Raw genomic sequence first — 15,223 nt, 5'->3', positions numbered from 1 at the left:
GCCCCGTTCCGGTGCGGAACGGGGCCCTCGCCGTGCCCGTGGGACCTTCAGCGGTCCCGCCGTCGCGCGCTACTCGGCCTTGATGGCCGCCAGCATGTTCAGACGGGCCGCCCGGCGGGCCGGCCACAGCGCCGCGAGGACGCCGACCAGACCCGCGAGCAGCAGGAAGATCCCCATCCGGGCCCAGGGCAGGACCAGTTCGTACGTCGGCATGCTCGTGCCCAGCAGCTCACCGGCCGCCCAGCCGAAGAAGACGCCGAGGCCGATCCCGAGCACCCCGCCGAACAGCGAGATCACCAGGGACTCCAGGCGCACCATCCGCTTGATGCCCTTGCGGTCGAGGCCGATCGCGCGCAGCATGCCGATCTCCTGCGAGCGCTCGAACACCGACATGGCCAGGGTGTTGATGACGCCGAGGACCGCGACGATCACCGCCATCGCGAGCAGGCCGTAGAGCATGTTCAGCATCAGCGTGAAGATCTGCGCGATGCTGTCCGACAGGTCCTTCTTGCTCTGCACCTGGATCACCGGGTTGGTGCCGAGCGTCTTGACCAGCCGGTCCTTGGCCTCGCTCGACACGCCGCCCTTGGTCTTCACCAGCACCTGCATGTCACGGCTGTCGGTGGCGTGCGGTGTCAGCGTCGAGATGTCCATGAGCGCGCCCTGGATCACCTCGTTGCCGTCGTAGACGCCGGAGACCGTCAGCCGCTCGGCCTTCTTGTCCTGGAAGTGCGCGGTGAAGCTCGAACCGACCTTCCAGTGGTTGCGCTCGGCGGTGTCCTTGTCGACGACGACCTGGTCGCCGCCGATCTTGAAGGAGCCGTTGTCGACCTTCAGGTCGGTCAGTTCGCCGATGGTGGAGCCGTTGACGCCGGTCAGGTACTCGGTCTCGCCGTCGATGCGGACCGGGGCGTTGCGCAGCGGGCTGGAGGCGGTGACGTCGCTCGACGCCGCCAGCTTCTCGCCGACGTCCTTCGACAGGTCGCGGCCGTTGGCCATCGACACCACGTAGTCGGCGCGGAGCGCGGCCGACGCCATCTTGTCGATCGCCTGCTGGAGGCTGCCCGCCATCACCGTCATCCCGGTGATCAGGGTGAGCCCGATCATCAGCGCGGACGCGGTGGCGGCCGTGCGGCGCGGGTTGCGCACCGAGTTCTGCCGGGCCAGCTTGCCCGACACCCCGAAGATCCGCAGCACCGGCGAGGCGGCGGCGATCAGCGGGCGCGACAGCAGCGGCGTCAGGATGAACACGCCGATGATCAGCACCACCGCGCCGAGCCCCATCGGGGCCTGGCCGTCCGAGCCGCTCAGCGTCGTCGCCCACAGGACGACCGCGACGCCCACGCCCGTGAACAGCGCGCCCAGCGTGTTGCGCAGCACCAGCGACTTCGTGGTCGCCTGCGCGTGCAGGCTGCTCATCGCGGCGACCGGCGGGATCCGCGCGGCCCGGCGGCCGGGCAGCCAGGCGGCCAGCATGGTGATCAGGACGCCCACCGCGAGGGCGGCCACGACCGCGCTCGGCTCGACGACCAGCGGGCCGTCGGGCAGGGTCGCGCCGAACGTGCCCAGCAGGGAGCGCAGCGCGGCGCCGATGCCGATGCCCGCGAGCAGTCCGGTGACGCCGGCGACCGCTCCGACCACGAACGCCTCGATCAGCACCGACCGGGTGACCTGCCGGCGGGAGGCGCCGACCGCGCGCAGCAGCGCCAGCTCCTTGGTGCGCTGGGCGACCAGCATGGTGAAGGTGTTGGCGATGATGAACGTGCCGACGAACAGCGCGATCCCGGCGAAGACCAGCAGCCCCTGCTTGAGCCCGCTCATCGACCGGGAGATCACCTGGGCCTGGTCGTCGGCGAGCTTCTTGCCGGTGACGGTGTCGACGGCCTTGGTGGTCAGCGCCGTGTCGAGCGCCGACTTCAGCTGGGCCTGGGAGGTGCCCGCGGCGGCCTTCACGTCGATCGCGTGGTAGGTGCCGGGCTCGCCCAGCAGCTTCTGGGCGGTCGCCGTGTCGAAGAGGGTGAGGCTGCCGCCGGCCGTGACATTGCCGTCGTCGGTGCGGAAGACGCCGCTGACGCGCGGGGTGAGGACCGGGCCGTCGACCGAGACGCGCACGGTGTCGCCGACCTTGTAGCCGGTGCGCTGCGCGGTCTCGGAGTCGATGGCGATCTCGTCCGCGCCGTGCGGCGCGCTGCCGGAGACCAGCGGGTAGCGGACGTCCTTGGCGCCCCAGTAGTTGGCGCCCTGGGACTGGAAGCCGCCCCCGACAAGCTTGCCGTGCTTGTCGGCGACCGCGGTGAAGCCCTTGACGACACCGACGGCGGAGTCGACGCCGGTGACCTTCTCGACGGTGTCGAGCTGCGCCTGGGTCAGCTCGCCCGGCTTGCCGAGCGTGTCGCCCTGGCTCTCGTGGAAGGCGGGGGTGATCTCGACGTCGACGCCGTCGAAGCCCTTGGCCGAGCTGTTCTGGAAGGCGTTGGAGATGGTGCTGGTGAAGACCAGGGTCCCGGAGACGAACGCCACGCCGAGCATCACGGCGAGGACGGTCATCAGCAGGCGGGCCTTGTGCGCGAACACGTTGCGCAGAGCCGTGCGGAACATCAGCTGGTGCGCCCCTTCGCGTCGAACTGCTTCATGCGGTCGAGCACGGAGTCGGCGCTCGGCCCGTACAGCTCGTCGACCAGGCTGCCGTCGGCGAGGAAGACCACCCGGTCCGCGTAGGCGGCGGCGACCGGGTCGTGGGTGACCATCACCACGGTCTGGCCCAGCTCGCGCACCGAGTTGCGCAGGAAGCCGAGGACCTCGGCGCCGGAGCGGGAGTCGAGGTTGCCGGTCGGCTCGTCGCCGAAGATGATCTCGGGGCGGGAGGCCAGGGCGCGGGCCACGGCGACGCGCTGCTGCTGGCCGCCCGACAGCTCGGAGGGGCGGTGGCCGAGGCGGCCGGAGAGGCCGATCATGCTGATCACGGAGTCCAGCCACTGCTGGTCGGGCTTGCGCCCCGCGATGTCCATCGGGAGGGTGATGTTCTCCAGCGCCGTCAGGGTCGGCAGCAGGTTGAACGCCTGGAAGATGAAGCCGATCTTGTCGCGGCGGAGCCTGGTCAGCTGCTTGTCCTTCAGCGACCCCAGCTCGGTGTCGCCGATCCGGACCGAACCGGAGGAGAAGCTGTCGAGGCCTGCCACGCAGTGCATCAGCGTGGACTTGCCGGAACCCGACGGGCCCATGATCGCGGTGAACTCGGCCTGCCGGAAGTCGATGGAGACCCGGTCGAGGGCCACCACCTGGGTCTCGCCCTGGCCGTAGATCTTCGAGAGATCCGTGGCGCGTGCGGCCACGGTGGCCGTGGTCCGGCCGGCGACGGGTGTGGTGGTCACGGGTAGGAACTCCTCGTGGGACGACGTCGTTGATCCAGCGGAGGCGACGCGGGGCGGTGAAGAGGGACGTGTTCCATCGTCGCGCCCGAAGAAGCCCGTGGAGTCAGCCGCAGTTCCGGTTCCGGGGGGCGACTGCGGGGGGAGTCCGGGCCGACGTCTCATACCTGGGGATGACGTCCGCCCCTGACCGGGCCCTGTTCGTCAAGAACCGGTGGAGCACCCTCGTTCGGGCGGTGAAATTCCGTCATTCCGCGCCACCCGCCGACCGCCGTACGTGAGCGTGCACGAGGCTATTGGCAAGTGCGGATGGCGAGTTCAGTGGGCTGATGCACCCTCAGACGTCAATAAAATAAGACAACATCGGTCCCCTGGCCCGGTGTTCGGATGGGGGATCCCGATAGGCTCGGAACCTCGTTGCGGGGCTCATGGCCTGCCCGGATGGTGGAATGCAGACACGGCGAGCTTAAACCTCGCTGCCCGCTCGCGGGCGTGCCGGTTCAAGTCCGGCTCCGGGCACATCCGTCCGTCCCGCCGCGCCCCGGCGGGCACCTTTTCTCAGGTTTCTCAGGTTTCTTCAGGTTTCCTCAGGCTCCGTCAGCCGCCGCGCCCGTGCAGGCCGCCACCACGACACCCACTCCGCCGCCTCGCACATGTGTGTCAGCCGAGCGGATGTCATGGCCGCCGGGACCGGTGTGCCGAAGACCGAGGGCCGGAGACCGAAGGCCGCAGGTCGCCAGCCGGAGACCGAACACCGCGGTCCGTTGACACTCCCACGCCACCGGCGCAGACTCGCCTCCCGACACCGCGCAGGAAACTTCACCCGGCGAACATACGTGCACCCAGGGGAGAGCAGGATGCGCACCACCGTCGGCATCGTCGGAGCCGGTCCCGCCGGACTCCTCCTCGCCCGGCTGCTGCACCGCGCCGGCGTCGACGCGGCCGTCCTGGAGAGCCGCGACCGCCGCCACGTCGAACGGCGGCAGCGGGCCGGCATCCTCGAACAGGGCACGGTGGACGTGCTGCGCGCGGCCGGCGCCGGGGAGCGCATGGACCGGGAGGGCCTGCGCCACGACGGCATCGAACTCCGGTACGCGGGGACCCGCCACCGCGTCGACTTCCCCGCCCTCACCGGCGGCCGGTCGGTCATGGCGTACGCGCAGACGGAGGTCTGCAAGGACCTCATCGCCCTCCGGCTCGCGGACGGCGGCCCGCTGCTGTTCGAAGCCGAGGCGCTCGCGGTCGACGGCGCCGACACCGACCGCCCCCGGGTCCGCTTCCGGCACCGGGGCGTCGAAGACGTCCTGGAGTGCGACTACGTCGTCGGCTGCGACGGCTCCTGGGGCGTGACCCGGCGGGCGGTCCCGGCCGCGCTCTCCCGGGTGTTCGAACAGACGTATCCGTTCGGCTGGCTGGGCGTCCTCGCCGACGCGCCGCCCTCCCACGACGAACTCGTCTATGCCCGCCACGACCGCGGCTTCGCCCTGCTGTCCCTGCGCTCCCCGTCCGTCTCCCGCCTCTACCTCCAGGTCCCCGCGGGCACCGACGCCGACTCCTGGGACGACGGCGCGATCTGGGACGAGCTGGAGCGCCGCGTCGAGGCGGCCGGCGCCCCGCCCCTGACCCGCGGCCCGATCAGCCAGAAGTCCGTCACCCCGATGCGCTCCTCGGTCCACGAACCGATGCGGTACGGCCGGCTCTACCTCGCGGGTGACGCTGCTCACATCGTGCCGCCCACCGGGGCCAAGGGGCTGAACCTCGCCGTCGGAGACGTCGTCACCTTCGCGCGGGCGCTGGTCCATCGGCGCGAGACCGGCTCCGACGCGCTCCTCGACGGCTACTCGGCGACCTGTCTGCGCCGGGTCTGGCAGGCCCAGCGGTTCTCCGCCGACCTGACGGCCCTGCTCCACCGGGCCCCCGACGCACCGCCGTTCGAGGACCGCCTCCAACACGCCCGGCTCGAACGCCTCACCTCCTGCCGGGCCGCCGCCACCGATCTGGCCGAGGGGTACACGGGTCTTCCGTTCTGACGGCGCTCTGTAGCAGCTCTGTCATGAACGGCCCCCCGCGGTGGCGGGAATCACTCGCCCGCGTAGCGTGTTGGCCAGCACGACGAGGGAAAGATCCTCCCCAAGCAGTAGGGTCATTCCTTTGCCTACCTATTACTCTTGAGCCAAGGCCGCGCAGCGCGGCCATGGAGGAGTGAAATGAGGAGCAGAAACCCGGTCTTCTCGCGACGGGGGTTCAGCCGCGACAACGGCTACGCGGGCTTCAACGCCGCGCCGCAGGCCGGGGGACCAGCTGTCGGCACGCAGGCCAACCCGCACGGCCAGGGCAACCCGTACGCCCAGCCGGCCGGCAACCCCTACGCGCAGAACCCCTACGCGCAGCAGGACCTCCAGCAAGGGGCCCCGCCGCAGGCACCGGCCGCCGGCCGGATGACCATCGACGACGTCGTGCTCCGCACGGCGTCCACGCTGGGCACCCTGATCGTCACGGCCGCCCTCGCCTGGGCGCTGCTGCCGGTCGACGACGCCAACATCGGCCGCTCGTACGGCATCGCCATCGGTGCCGCGCTGATCGGCATGGTCCTGGCGTTCGTCCAGTCCTTCAAGCGCAAGGCGTCGCCCGCGCTGATCCTGTCGTACGCCGCGTTCGAGGGCGTCTTCCTCGGCGTCGTCTCCAGCGTCGTCGACAACCGCATCGCGAGCGGCGCGGCCATGCAGGCCGTGATCGGCACGATGGCGGTCTTCGCCGGTGTCCTGGTGGCCTACAAGGCCGGCTGGATCCGCGTCAACCGCAGGTTCTACGGCTTCGTGATGGCCGCGGCCCTCGGCTTCGTGCTGCTGATGATGGTGAACATGCTGTTCGCGGTCTTCGGCGGCGGTGACGGCCTCGGCTTCCGCAGCGGCCCGCTCGGCATCGTCTTCGGCATCGTCGGCATCCTGCTCGGCGCGTGCTTCCTCGCCCTGGACTTCAAGCAGGTCGAGGACGGCATCGCCTACGGCGCGCCGCGCGAGGAGTCGTGGCTCGCGGCCTTCGGCCTGACGCTGACGCTCGTGTGGATCTACATGGAGTTCCTGAGGCTCATCGCGATCCTCAACAGCAACGACTAGCGCGTCACGCGCCGGTCGGCGGACTCGATCGGAAGGGCCCCGGGATCTCTCCCGGGGCCCTTCGTCGTGTGCGGGTGCGCGCGAGCCGTCCGGGGCTAGCGCAGCTTGCGGGCGGCCCTTCTCAGGTCGAACTCGTGGACGAGCGCCTTGGCGTGGCCGTAGGAGAGGTCGTGCTCCGCGCGGAGCCAGCTGACCTTGTCCTCGAAGCGGAAGAGGCTCGGGCCCTCCTCCACCGTGCGCAGCCAGTCGGACACCTCACGACCGGTGCAGTGCGGGATGCGGGCGAGCAGGTTGCGATGGGTCTCCTGGGAGAACACGTGGGACATCGGCGCCTCCGGACGCAAAGGGGATGTGAGCCGGTCCTTCACGTCACCGTGCCTGAGCGTCGGCGCGTTGGCAACACTCCGGTCGCGGCGCGTACTCTCGCGCTGTGGTTGATACGACGCCTCTGACCCGTGCGGTGGAGCACTTCGCCGATCGTCTGCGGGCCGCTCCGCAGTCCCGACTCCAGCGGGGGGCCGCCGGCGAGGCGCTGGAACTCGCGCGGCAGCTGGCCCGGTGGACCCAGGAGGTGGAGTCGCCGGGGAGCGAGCCGCGGCAGCTGCCGGATGCGGGGATGTTCGCCGCCGCGGACCAGATCACCGTCGCGGGCAACGACCTGGCGCTGGTGCTGACCGAGGCGGGGCAGGTGGAGGACGCGGTGCGGCTGGTGCTCGATGCGCAGGGGCGGGCGGGGGTCTGAGGGGCCTCGGTGGTTCGAGGGGCGTCTGTGATCTGAGGGCTTCAGCTGTCTGAGGGGTCTGAGCGTGGGTGCGTCGGGTGCGGGCCGGTGGGGGCCGGTCGCGCGGTTCCCCGCGCCCCTGAGCAGGTCCGGTCGGTGTCTGGCGGGAAGCCGCCGGCCCCGAGAGACGTGAGGCCGACGCCTGTGGAGAAGGCGTCGGCCTGCTTTCTGTGACGGGCTCGCGCTCACAGGGACGCTATGACCCGGTCCGCCAGTATGTAGACGTTCTCCTCGCCGCAGGCGAAGGTCAGGGTGTAGGCGCCCGAGATGCCCGAGCCGCCCAGGAGGTACGGGGTCTCGCCCTCCGTCAGGGCCGCGGCCAGGCGTTCGGCCGTCTCGCGGTGGCCCGGGGTCATGCACAGGGTGGTGCCGTCCGCGAAGACGTAGACGTCGAGCGTGCCCAGCGGACCCGGGCGGACGTCGGCCAGTTCGACACGGCCGTCGGCCAGCGACTCCAGCGTGGTGACGGTGCGCTCGTGGTCGTTGACCACCGGCGACTGCACCGGCACGAAGTCCGGGTGCGAGGGGTGGCGGCGGCGGGCGGCGGCCAGTTCGGGCGAGTCGCCGGGGAACTCCTCGGCGTCCACACCGAATTCGGTCACCGGCTCCAGGCCGACGAAGTCCGACTGGCGGGGCAGGAACAGCTCACTGTCCGGCAGACCCAGCAGTGACGGCGCGTCGGAGGCGTCGCGCGCCTCCTGCGCGGCCCAGAAGGCACGCGCCTCGGCGAGTTCACGCTCGCGCTCCTCGGCGAGCGCCTCGGCGACGGCGCTGCGTATCTGGTCCGCCTCGGCGGCGGGCCGGGCCGCGGGCACGAATCCGTGCGGCGCGCGGCTCTCGGCGAGCTGGGTGTGCAGGACCGCGACCTCCCTGCGCAGCACCAAGAGGGTGCGCAGGACGGCGACGCCCACGGCGCCGGTGGCGGCCGTGGTGAGCAGCAAGGCGATCGGCATGGCGCTCACTGACGTACTCCCGGTTCAAAGTCGACCCCCGACTTCCTACATCAGCTTGAAGGGTGGACTAACCAGCTGTCAGTGCGTAACGTCACGAAACGGACAGGACTTTGGGCCTGATCTCGCCCGGCGTATCCGTTCTGACCTGCGTAAATCACTCCCCCGAGGGAGATAGGTCACATCCTGGGTGAGATTGGATCACGGAACGGCCCGGAGGCCGGGTCTCCCCGGGCTCCGGGCCTGAGGCTCACCGCGGGTCCGCCGCCGGTCACGCAGCGAGAGCGCGCGGCCCGCTCAGCTCAGGCGCTCGATGACCATCGCCATGCCCTGGCCGCCGCCCACGCACATGGTCTCCAGGCCGAACTGCTTGTCGTGGAACTGGAGGGAGTTGATCAGCGTGCCGGTGATCCGGGCGCCGGTCATGCCGAAGGGGTGGCCGACGGCGATGGCGCCGCCGTTGACGTTCAGCCGGTCCAGGTCGACGCCGAGTTCGCGGTAGGAGGGGATGACCTGCGCGGCGAACGCCTCGTTGATCTCGACCAGATCGATGTCGTCGATCGTCAGACCGGCCCGCCGCAGCGCCTGGTTGCTCGCCTCGACCGGGCCGAGGCCCATGATCTCGGGGGAGAGTCCGGAGACTCCGGTGGAGACGATCCGGGCCAGCGGGGTCAGGCCCAGCTCGGCCGCCTTGGTGTCGGACATGACGACGACCGCGGCGGCGCCGTCGTTGAGCGGGCAGCAGTTGCCCGCCGTCACCAGGCCGTCGGGGCGGAAGACCGGCTTGAGGCCCTCGACGCCCTCCAGCGTGACGCCGGGCCGCGGACCGTCGTCCTTGGCGACGATCGTGCCGTCGGGCAGCGTCACCGGGGTGATCTCCCGCTCCCAGAAGCCGTTCTTGAGGGCCTGCTCGGCCAGGTTCTGCGAGCGGACGCCGAACTCGTCCATGTCCCGGCGGGTGATGCCCTTGGCGCGGGCGAGGTTCTCCGCGGTCTGGCCCATCGCGATGTACGCGTCCGGTACCAGGCCGTCCTCGCGCGGGTCGTGCCAGTCGGTGCCCTCCCGCTGGGCGACCTCGGCGGTGCGCGCCTCGGCCTCGGCGAAGAACGGGTTGTGGGTGTCGGGGAGGCTGTCGGAGTTGCCCTTGGCGAAGCGGGAGACCATCTCGACGCCGGCCGAGATGAAGACGTCGCCCTCGCCCGCCTTGATGGCGTGCAGGGCCATCCGGCTGGTCTGGAGGGACGACGAGCAGTAGCGGGTGATCGTGCAGCCCGGCAGGTTGTCCATGCCCATCTGGACGGCGACGATCCGGCCGAGGTTGTTGCCCTGCTCGCCGCCGGGCAGGCCGCAGCCGAGCATCAGGTCGTCGATGTCCCGGGGGTCGAGGCCGGGCACCTTGGCGAGGGCGGCCTCGATGATGGTGGCGGTGAGGTCGTCGGGGCGCAGCTCCTTGAGGGAGCCCTTGAAGGCGCGGCCGATGGGGGAGCGGGCGGTCGAGACGATCACGGCTTCGGGCATCACGGCTCCAGTGGGACGGGCGGCGCGGAGCGCCTCGGCGGGAGAGGGGGGCGGGCACGGACGCTTGGGAAGTTACCCGCCCGTACCCGCCGGGTCACCGTCGGCGTGATGTGACACTGGCCGCAATTTTCTAAGCGCTTGCTTGGTCGCTTCTCCGGTCGCTCGCGGGGCTCTGGCCGGCCGGCGCGGGCTCCGGCTCGCGCACCCGCCGCCGCCTGCGCCGCTTCAGCAGCGCCCAGGGGCCGCGCGGCCCGGTCGGCACCGCCGCCGTCACCTCCGTGCCCGGCTCCGCCGCCGCCTCCGCGGCCGCCCTCGCCACCGGCAGGAAGCCCTCGCGGCGGGAGATCTCGGGGCGGTCCTCCTCGGCGGGCCAGAGGCCGAGCGCCGCGCAGAGCGTCGGCAGCACGGCCATCGCGGCGGTGGCGTACCCCTCCGCCGACGGGTGGTAGTTGTCGGGACCGAACAGCTCGCGCGGGTTGGCCGCGAACTCGGGGCCCAGCAGGTCGCCGAGCGACACCGTCCGGCCGCCCTGCTGGACCGTGCCGATCGTCTGCGCCGCCGCGAGCTGCCGGGACGCCCGGCGCGCGAGCCAGCGCAGCGGCTGCTGGACCGGCTCGATGGTGCCCAGGTCGGGACAGGTCCCGACGACGACCTCCGCGCCGGCCGTGCGCAGCCGCCGCACCGCACCCGACAGATGGCGGACCGAGCGGGTGGCCGGCAGATGGTGGGTGACGTCATTGGCGCCGATCATGATCACGCAGATGTCCGGCACCCGGGACGCGTCCGCGAGGACCAGCGCCACCTGGCGGTCCAGGTCGTCGGAGGTGGCCCCGGGCAGCGCCACGTTGTGCAGCTCCACCGGCCGTTCCGCGACCGCCGCGAGCCCCGACGCCAGCAGCGCGCCCGGGGTCTGGCCCGCCCGGTGGACGCCCTGGCCCGCGGCCGTGGAGTCGCCGAGCACCGTCAGCCGCAGCGGCGGCTCTCCGGGGGAGTCGTACGTGTGTCCGTACCTGCCGTCGGCCACCGGGACCCGGCCGCCCGAGCCGTGCCCCACCTGGCGCTTGGCCATCCGCAGCTCGGCCAGCACCACCCCGACCGCCGCCGCGCCGGCCAACCCGATCCCGCCGCCGCCGTACGCCGCACCTGCCGCGATCCGCCGGGCCACCCGCGCCCTCGACATGCTGGTCATCTGCCGCCGTCACCTCCTCGTCCCGTACATCCACTCCTTGCCCCGTACCGCCCGTCGCCCAATCCCCACGGGGAGTGAACCGCGGTCGGTCACCCGTGCGGGCCGTAGGCTGGCCGGACCAACTCAGACCTTTTCTTTTGCGGCATCCGGAGACAACGGTGCAATTCCACGACTCGATGATCAGCCTCGTCGGCAACACCCCGCTGCTGAGGCTCAACAACGTGACCCAGGGCATCCAGGCGACCGTCCTGGCCAAGGTCGAGTACTTCAACCCGGGCGGCTCCGTGAAGGACCGCATCGCTCTGCGCATGATCGAGGCCGCGGAAGAGAGCGGCGAGCTGCTGCCCGGCGGCACGATCGTCGAGCCGACCAGCGGGAACACCGGGGTCGGGCTCGCCATCGTGGCGCAGCAGAAGGGGTACAAGTGCATCTTCGTGTGCCCCGACAAGGTGAGCACCGACAAGATCAACGTGCTGCGCGCGTACGGCGCCGAGGTCGTCGTCTGCCCCACCGCCGTCGACCCCGAGCACCCGGACTCGTACTACAACGTCTCCGACCGGCTGGTGCGCGAGACGCCCGGGGCGTGGAAGCCCGACCAGTACTCCAACCCGAACAACCCGCTCTCCCACTACCACTCCACCGGCCCTGAGCTGTGGGAGCAGACGGAGGGCCGGATCACGCACTTCGTGGCGGGCGTCGGTACCGGCGGCACCATCTCCGGCACCGGCCGCTACCTGAAGGACGCGAGCGACGGCCGGGTCCAGGTCGTCGGCGCGGACCCGGAGGGCTCCGTGTACTCCGGCGGCTCCGGGCGGCCCTACCTCGTGGAGGGCGTCGGCGAGGACTTCTGGCCGACCGCCTACGACCGCACGGTCGCCGACGAGATCGTGCCGGTCTCCGACAAGGACTCCTTCCAGATGACCCGCAGGCTCGCCAAGGAGGAGGGCCTGCTGGTGGGCGGCTCCTGCGGGATGGCCGTCGTCGCCGCGCTGCGGGTCGCCGAGCGGCTCGGCCCCGACGACGTCGTCGTCGTCCTGCTGCCGGACAGCGGGCGCGGCTACCTCAGCAAGATCTTCAACGACGAGTGGATGGCCGACTACGGCTTCCTGGAGGACGGCGGCCCCAGCGCCCGCGTCGCCGACGTGCTCAGCGACAAGGCGCACGGCGCCATCCCGTCCCTCGTCCACATGCATCCGGAGGAGACCGTCGGCGAGGCCATCGAGGTGCTGCGCGAGTACGGCGTCTCGCAGATGCCGGTCGTGAAGCCGGGCGCCGGGCACCCGGACGTGATGGCCGCCGAGGTCGTCGGCTCGGTCGTGGAGCGGGAGCTGCTCGACGCGCTGTTCAGCCAGCGGGCCTCGCTCACCGACCCGCTGGAGAAGCACATGTCGGCCCCGCTGCCCCAGGTGGGCTCGGGCGAGCCGGTCGGCGACCTGATGTCGGTGCTCGGCGCGGCCGACGCGGCGATCGTCCTCGTCGAGGGCAAGCCGACCGGTGTGGTCTCCCGGCAGGACCTGCTGGCGTTCCTCGCCAAGGGCGGCAAGTAGCGGCAAACAGCGGCAAGTGGCGGCAAGTGGCGGCAAGGGAACCGCGAGGGGCGCCGGGCGGCGGCGAGCGGCCGCGTAGGCGCCGGTGGCGCCCGGTCCCGGCCGGTGGTGCCGGGGCGCGGTGAAGCGGCGGCCGGGAACGTGACCAGCGGGGAAACCTGCGGTGAACCCGGCCGCCGGGCGCCGAACGTCCGGCGGCCGGAGCGGCGGCGGAACCGGAGACCGGACTTCGCGGAAGTGGTACGAGCGCGTCACGTCCACGCAGCACCGGCTTAACACGCGTCCGGCACATTGGTGGGTGTCGGCAGGGCGGGAGCGGCTCCCCGCCCCGGCCGACGCCGAACGGCGCCAAGGACCTCCGGAGCGGCTCCCGGACCTCCATGGACGCCAAGGACGTGTGGTCAGGCCCTGACCCGGCCCGCGTCCCTCGCGGGGACCGCCGTCGTCCCGCCCCCCGGTAACGGGGGTGCGGCGGTCCCCGCGCATAGCTCCGCCCCGGCCCTTCTGAGGGCCGGGGCGCTTTTCTCGTGCCGATGGGGTGCGGTGGCGTTCCGTCGTGACGGCGGGTCACTCCTCCCAGGCGCTGGACTTCTCGCGGTCCTCGCGCCTCGCGCGCTCCCTTCGCCGGCCGGCGAACAGGTCCGGGTTGCCCCGCAGCGCCTGGAACAGGTTCACGCCCACGATGCCCGCCCAGGTGAACAGCAGCCCCGACCGGCCGGCGACACCGCCGCCGATCGCGGACAGCGGGATCGCCAGCACCAGCGAGACGATGGCGAAGCCGAAACGCTCGCTCCACGTGTCCGTCGGCCGCGGTGAGCGCGCGCCGCGGGCCGTCGCCATCTGCTGCTCGGCCAACTGCCGCCGCACCCGGCGCTCCACCGCGCCGTCGATGCGCTGGTCGACCTTCTCCAGGAACGAGTCGACCAGCGCCGACTCGTACTCCTCACCCAGCTCCCTGCGCGCCTGGAGCGTGGCGTTGAGTTCCTTCTTCAGCTCCGCGTCCCGCGTGTCCATCCCCGACTCCCATCCCGTCATGGACCTCCACGTTAGGGAGCCGGAGCGCCCAGCGCACTGGGGACAGCCCCCCTCTCCCGGGTGGGGGCGACAGCAGCGGGGAGCACCCCGAGGGACTCAAGAGCGCGGCGGTGGCCGGGGGCGACGTCGGTGACGCGGACCTCGATGCCCCGCTCGCGCAGCTCACCGACCGCGTCCCGCAGCGCGAGGGCGCCCGTCGCGTCCACCGCCGTCAGACCCGAGAGCCGCAGATCCACCGCCGCGACGCCGTCCACCCGGGCGAGGCCCTCGCGGAAGCGGTGCGCGGCGGCGAACAGCAGCGGGCCGTCGAAGCGGTAGGTCACCGTGGCGCAACCGGCGCCGGGCAGCTCGTCCGAGGCGGCCGGGGTGAACCGGGTGCCGCGCACCGCCGCGCGCAGCGCGAGCAGCACCGAGACGCCCAGCCCGATCAGCACCGCGCGCACCAGGTCGAGGGCGAGGGTGGCGGCCGCGGTCAGCACGAGGACCAGGGCGTCCCCGCGGGTCGCCCGCGCCATCGCCCGCACCGCCTCCGAGTCGACCATCCGGACCGCCGTCGCCAGCAGCACCCCCGCGAGGGCGGCCAGCGGGACGCGCGCCACCAGGGGCGCGGCGGCCGTCGCGATCCCGGCCAGCAGCACCGCCTGGGCGAGGGCGGCCAGCCGGGAGACGGCGCCCGTGCGGACGTTGACGGCGGTGCGCGCGATCGCCCCGGTCGCAGGGAGCCCGCCGAACAGCGGGGCCGCGAGGTTGGCGACGCCCTGCCCGAAGAGTTCCTTCGACGGGTCGTGGCGCGCGCCGGGGCGCATGCCGTCGGCGATCGACGCGGACAGCAGCGACTCCAGCGCGGCGAGGACGGCGACCGCGGCGGCGGGCGCCAGCAGCGACGGGAGGTGCGCGACGTCGAGGAAGGCGAGCGAGGGGGCGGGCAGCGGGCCGGGGAGCGCGCCGAGCCTGGCCACCGGCAGCCGGAGGACCTCGGCGACGAGGGTCGCGGCGGCCACCGCGACCAGCGAGAACGGCACGGCGGGCCTGCGGCGGGCGCCCGCCAGCAGCAGAGCGGCGCAACCGGCCGCGAGCAGCGGCGCGGGCCAGCGCGGCAGCGACCCGAACTCACCGGCGGCCCGCACGGCGATCAGCGCGACCCGCTCGCCGGGCGGCAGCGGGACGCCCAGCGCGTTCGGGAGCTGCTGGAGGGCGATCACCCCGGCGATGCCGAGGGTGAAACCGGCGATCACCGGGGCGGGCACGTACGCCATGACGGACCCGGCGCGGGCGAAGGCGAGGCCCAGCAGGAGCACACCGGCGAGCAGGCCGACGGTGAGGACGCCGTCGGTGCCGTAGTGGTGCGCGATCGGCACGAGGACCACCGTCATCGCGCCGGTCGGCCCGCTGATCTGCCGGGCGCTGCCACCGCAGAGCGCGGCGAGCGCCCCGGCGACGACCGCGCCGGTCAGCCCCGCGGCGGCCCCGAGCCCCGAACTGACCCCGAACCCGAGGGCGAGCGGCAGCGCGACGACGGCGACGGTCAGCCCGCAGAGCAGATCGCGGCGCGGGTCACGGGTCATGGAACGGAGATCGGCGGCGGAGGGCAGGACGGAGAGGACGCGGTTCATGGGTCCCTCGGGGTGGGTGGGGAGGGTACGGCCCGGCCCCGCAAGGCCCGGGGTGGGGGCCGGCGGGCCGGGAACGGGGCGCGGAACGGGGCTCGGGCTCGGGCTT

12 protein-coding genes and 1 tRNA gene are annotated in these 15,223 nt (G+C 72.4%); 5 read left to right on the top strand and 8 right to left on the bottom strand.

The window, feature by feature from the left end:
- Nucleotides 1-69: 69 nt before the first annotated feature.
- Entirely contained in the window at nt 70-2,598 is a 2,529-nt protein-coding gene (locus tag DDJ31_RS15995) for an ABC transporter permease (protein ID WP_127179615.1), read from the bottom strand.
- Entirely contained in the window at nt 2,598-3,371 is a 774-nt protein-coding gene (locus tag DDJ31_RS15990; RefSeq protein WP_127179616.1) for an ABC transporter ATP-binding protein, read from the bottom strand. The genes DDJ31_RS15995 and DDJ31_RS15990 overlap by 1 nt, the downstream gene beginning before the upstream one ends.
- A 432-nt stretch (nt 3,372-3,803) precedes the next feature.
- Between DDJ31_RS15990 and DDJ31_RS15985 the strand changes: the two genes are divergently transcribed.
- The 3 genes from DDJ31_RS15985 (at nt 3,804) to DDJ31_RS15975 (ending at nt 6,484) form a co-directional block, all read left to right on the top strand.
- Nucleotides 3,804-3,887, top strand: a tRNA-Leu gene (locus DDJ31_RS15985).
- 338 nt (nt 3,888-4,225) lie between these two features.
- On the top strand, nt 4,226-5,398 hold the full coding sequence (locus DDJ31_RS15980) for a 4-hydroxybenzoate 3-monooxygenase (protein WP_127179617.1): 1,173 nt from the start codon (nt 4,226-4,228) through the stop codon (nt 5,396-5,398).
- Nucleotides 5,399-5,575: 177 nt separating this feature from the next.
- Nucleotides 5,576-6,484, top strand: a complete 909-nt coding sequence (locus tag DDJ31_RS15975; protein WP_127179618.1) for a Bax inhibitor-1/YccA family protein — start codon at nt 5,576-5,578, stop codon at nt 6,482-6,484.
- A gap of 95 nt (nt 6,485-6,579) precedes the next feature.
- Here the strand turns inward: DDJ31_RS15975 and DDJ31_RS15970 are convergent, their stop codons facing one another.
- Entirely contained in the window at nt 6,580-6,810 is a 231-nt protein-coding gene (locus DDJ31_RS15970; protein ID WP_127179619.1) for a DUF4287 domain-containing protein, read from the bottom strand.
- A 104-nt stretch (nt 6,811-6,914) separates the two neighbouring features.
- On the opposite strand from DDJ31_RS15970, the gene DDJ31_RS15965 reads away from it, so the two are divergent.
- Nucleotides 6,915-7,226 (top strand): hypothetical protein, encoded by a 312-nt coding sequence (locus tag DDJ31_RS15965; RefSeq protein ID WP_127179620.1) that lies wholly within the window; start codon nt 6,915-6,917, stop codon nt 7,224-7,226.
- 224 nt (nt 7,227-7,450) lie between these two features.
- Here DDJ31_RS15965 and DDJ31_RS15960 read toward each other — a convergent pair whose 3' ends face one another.
- From DDJ31_RS15960 to DDJ31_RS15950, 3 genes are all read right to left on the bottom strand, one after another.
- On the bottom strand, nt 7,451-8,227 hold the full coding sequence (locus DDJ31_RS15960) for a hypothetical protein (RefSeq protein WP_127179621.1): 777 nt from the start codon (nt 8,225-8,227) through the stop codon (nt 7,451-7,453).
- 285 nt (nt 8,228-8,512) lie between these two features.
- Nucleotides 8,513-9,733: an acetyl-CoA C-acetyltransferase gene (locus DDJ31_RS15955; protein ID WP_127179622.1), complete on the bottom strand. Its 1,221-nt coding sequence runs from the start codon at nt 9,731-9,733 to the stop codon at nt 8,513-8,515.
- A gap of 130 nt (nt 9,734-9,863) precedes the next feature.
- Nucleotides 9,864-10,922, bottom strand: coding sequence for an SGNH/GDSL hydrolase family protein (locus DDJ31_RS15950; RefSeq protein ID WP_171480831.1), 1,059 nt, complete (start codon nt 10,920-10,922; stop codon nt 9,864-9,866).
- A gap of 158 nt (nt 10,923-11,080) precedes the next feature.
- Between DDJ31_RS15950 and DDJ31_RS15945 the strand changes: the two genes are divergently transcribed.
- Nucleotides 11,081-12,469 (top strand): cystathionine beta-synthase, encoded by a 1,389-nt coding sequence (locus tag DDJ31_RS15945; RefSeq protein WP_127179623.1) that lies wholly within the window; start codon nt 11,081-11,083, stop codon nt 12,467-12,469.
- Between the two features lie 567 nt (nt 12,470-13,036).
- Here DDJ31_RS15945 and DDJ31_RS15940 read toward each other — a convergent pair.
- Nucleotides 13,037-13,483 carry a hypothetical protein gene (locus tag DDJ31_RS15940; RefSeq protein ID WP_164785128.1) on the bottom strand — a complete coding sequence of 149 codons (447 nt, stop codon included), beginning with the start codon at nt 13,481-13,483 and terminating at the stop codon, nt 13,037-13,039.
- A 32-nt stretch (nt 13,484-13,515) separates the two neighbouring features.
- Nucleotides 13,516-15,117, bottom strand: coding sequence for a SulP family inorganic anion transporter (locus tag DDJ31_RS15935; RefSeq protein ID WP_127179625.1), 1,602 nt, complete (start codon nt 15,115-15,117; stop codon nt 13,516-13,518).
- Nucleotides 15,118-15,223 lie beyond the last annotated feature (106 nt).

The organism is Streptomyces griseoviridis (assembly GCF_005222485.1).
Classification (GTDB): domain Bacteria; phylum Actinomycetota; class Actinomycetes; order Streptomycetales; family Streptomycetaceae; genus Streptomyces; species Streptomyces hintoniae.
This window is presented reverse-complemented; position numbering and strand designations above follow the sequence as displayed.